Consider the following 2,248-nt stretch of genomic DNA (forward strand, 5'->3'; position numbering starts at 1 on the left):
GGAAGACTCGATGATATAATCAAACTGTAGGATTTAACACTGACACAGAATTTTGAACGCCCTCCTGCCTTTGCCAAAAAGCCCGAGCGCGTTTCATGCTGAATAGTGGCAAAGTCATCAACACGAGCAAGCAGGTATTCTGGTCAACTCACATTAAAACGGGTTTGCTTACCTGAAAATGCGGTTTCGTCCACCTCTACCACCGACCACGCCAGCACATCTGCATAATCAGGCAGATTACGCAATTCTTCAATGGTGCGGCTGTCAAACGGTAATGGCATATTTTCATCAAGCATTACTTCAAAATGTGCTTTAATCGCCGATTTGGTGTCGGCAATCGCATCTTCAATACTGTCGCCTGCGGGATAACAGCCGGGAATATCAGGGATTACCACGCCATAGCTCGGATTATCTGCGTCTTTAAAAATAGCAATTGGATAGGCTTTCATGGTTTTGTCCTCGTTACCTTTACTTAGACACTTTCACGGCTTTCACCCATTTCACCTCAGGCAAGTATGGCGCATCGCTGTAATCTATTTGCTCATCTGGCATTGCCGCTATCGCGATTAATCGTTGCTTTTGTCCATCGGTCAACGGCGGCGGGTTATCTAAATCAATTTGGCGTAACACAATCATCAATTCTTCACGATCTCCGTCTTTGAGAACCTCGTTCAGCAACTCCAATGCGACATCAGGCTTTTTCTTAAAAAAGTCCATCATTGCTTCATCGTGACCAATATCATTCATAATTTTCCTTTCTTTCGTTTGTCGTTACTTTGCCATTTTCTACACACAGCTTTGACATCAGGGATTTCATACTCACGCACAACTCGGGGTTCACATTCACCACTTTCTATGGCAATTACTTCTTCTAACCCTTTAACAAGTTTGGAAAATAATTTTTCATCCATGATTTACGCAGCCTCATCAAACTCCAACACCCGCAATTCAATATGCAAACCCGCTGCTGCCAGCATATTCACTAAAGCGTCCAAACCAAACAGATTGATTTTGCCGCGCATTAAATCAGAAATGCGTGGTTGGGTTACGCCGAATAATTTGGCTGCCTGTGCTTGGTTCATACCGGAACGCTCAATATAATCCGTCAATTTCATCATCAAAGAAGAACGTAGTTTCATGTTTTCTGCTTCTTCAGGGGTGTCTTCAATCGCGTCCCAAACGCTGCCAAATTGTTGTCTGTTCATTTTCCCAACTCCTTAAGTAATTCGCGATACCGTTTCGTTGCCAAATCCAAATCAGGTTTGGCTGTTTTTTCTGTTTTCTTCTGAAAGCAATGAAGCACGTAAACTGCGTCATCAAATTTGGCGACATACACTACCCTAAATGCTCCCTCACTGTCTCGGATACGAATTTCTTTCACTCCACGCCCAATAGTATTCATTGGCTTCCAATCACTTGGTTCTTGTTCATTTTGAACCCTGTCTAATTGAAACCCTGCCTCACGCCTTGCTGTCAAAGGGAAAGCACGTAAGTCATCGCGAGAAGTGCCTAAAAAGTCTATTGGTTTTTTCGTATCCATGTTTAAATTATACAAAATATTATATATAAATACAAGTATTTTTTAAAACTTATCCACAAAATCCGTGCATAACCCTGTGCAAATCCCGTTCAAATCTTCGCTGACGCCTTATCAATTCAAGCCAAATCCTTTCCTGATGAAAAAATAGGCAACCGTTCCCGTGATGTTTGCCGAAAAACTGCCCTTAAAAATCAAAAAAGCAAAGCGTGGCTGCGCTGTATTTGTTGTTTAGTATGAAAGATTAATATGTATAGAGCGTGTCCGTACCTGACCAAGTTTTTTGTTCTTCTCACACAAAGTTATTTGTTTTCCTTGCACAATGATATGTTTTATAAAGGTTTTTTATGGTAATGTTTTAGCCGAGAATTTCGGTAAAACCGGTGGTTTTTGGGTATTTTTCGGCAAAATTGAGCCGGATTTTGAGGCGAGGTGATGATGCTTTTCTGAAAAGCGGGTTTTCAGGCTGCATGAAAGGTAAAAAGCATGAATGAATTTGATTTTGGGTGTAAAAAAGCCCGAAATTCAGGATTTCGGGCAAATGTCGGGCAAGGCTGATGCCGCCATTGGTTTGGCGGTCAGGATTTTTTAATATTCAGGCGGCTGATAATGCCTTTTGTAAGAATTATCCGCGTTGTTTACACTTTTCATCAAAATAAAAATATTTCTCTAGTACCTCGTATGGTGTCGCTCCGTTAAGTGATTTATGGG

General features: G+C 41.5%; 5 protein-coding genes. All 5 read right to left on the reverse strand.

Going from position 1 to position 2,248, the window contains the following annotated elements:
• Positions 1-143: 143 nt before the first annotated feature.
• The 5 genes from Q384_RS10820 to Q384_RS10835 are packed head-to-tail and all read right to left on the reverse strand — an operon-like array spanning position 144 to position 1,540.
• Positions 144-449: a type II toxin-antitoxin system HicB family antitoxin gene (locus Q384_RS10820; RefSeq protein WP_245608548.1), complete on the reverse strand. Its 306-nt coding sequence runs from the start codon at positions 447-449 to the stop codon at positions 144-146.
• A gap of 19 nt (positions 450-468) precedes the next feature.
• Positions 469-747, reverse strand: a complete 279-nt coding sequence (locus tag Q384_RS13835; protein WP_051940924.1) for a hypothetical protein — start codon at positions 745-747, stop codon at positions 469-471.
• Positions 744-911 (reverse strand): hypothetical protein, encoded by a 168-nt coding sequence (locus Q384_RS13485; RefSeq protein WP_156956556.1) that lies wholly within the window; start codon positions 909-911, stop codon positions 744-746. The genes Q384_RS13835 and Q384_RS13485 overlap by 4 nt, the downstream gene beginning before the upstream one ends.
• Positions 912-914: 3 nt before the next feature.
• Positions 915-1,205 carry a helix-turn-helix domain-containing protein gene (locus tag Q384_RS10830; RefSeq protein ID WP_037588062.1) on the reverse strand — a complete coding sequence of 97 codons (291 nt, stop codon included), beginning with the start codon at positions 1,203-1,205 and terminating at the stop codon, positions 915-917.
• Positions 1,202-1,540, reverse strand: coding sequence for a type II toxin-antitoxin system RelE/ParE family toxin (locus tag Q384_RS10835; RefSeq protein ID WP_037588064.1), 339 nt, complete (start codon positions 1,538-1,540; stop codon positions 1,202-1,204). Before Q384_RS10835 ends, Q384_RS10830 begins: the two co-directional genes overlap by 4 nt.
• Between the last annotated feature and the right edge of the window lie 708 nt (positions 1,541-2,248).

The sequence above is a fragment of the Stenoxybacter acetivorans DSM 19021 genome (genome assembly GCF_000745895.1).
GTDB lineage: Bacteria > Pseudomonadota > Gammaproteobacteria > Burkholderiales > Neisseriaceae > Stenoxybacter > Stenoxybacter acetivorans.

Bases quoted from the DNA above. Each gene is read 5' to 3' on its own strand.
- Q384_RS10820 (WP_245608548.1), bottom strand. From the start codon at position 449: ATGAAAGCCTATCCAATTGCTATTTTTAAAGACGCAGATAATCCGAGC.
- Q384_RS13835 (WP_051940924.1), bottom strand. From the start codon at position 747: ATGAATGATATTGGTCACGATGAAGCAATGATGGACTTTTTTAAGAAA.
- Q384_RS13485 (WP_156956556.1), bottom strand. From the start codon at position 911: ATGGATGAAAAATTATTTTCCAAACTTGTTAAAGGGTTAGAAGAAGTA.
- Q384_RS10830 (WP_037588062.1), bottom strand. From the start codon at position 1,205: ATGAACAGACAACAATTTGGCAGCGTTTGGGACGCGATTGAAGACACC.
- Q384_RS10835 (WP_037588064.1), bottom strand. From the start codon at position 1,540: ATGGATACGAAAAAACCAATAGACTTTTTAGGCACTTCTCGCGATGAC.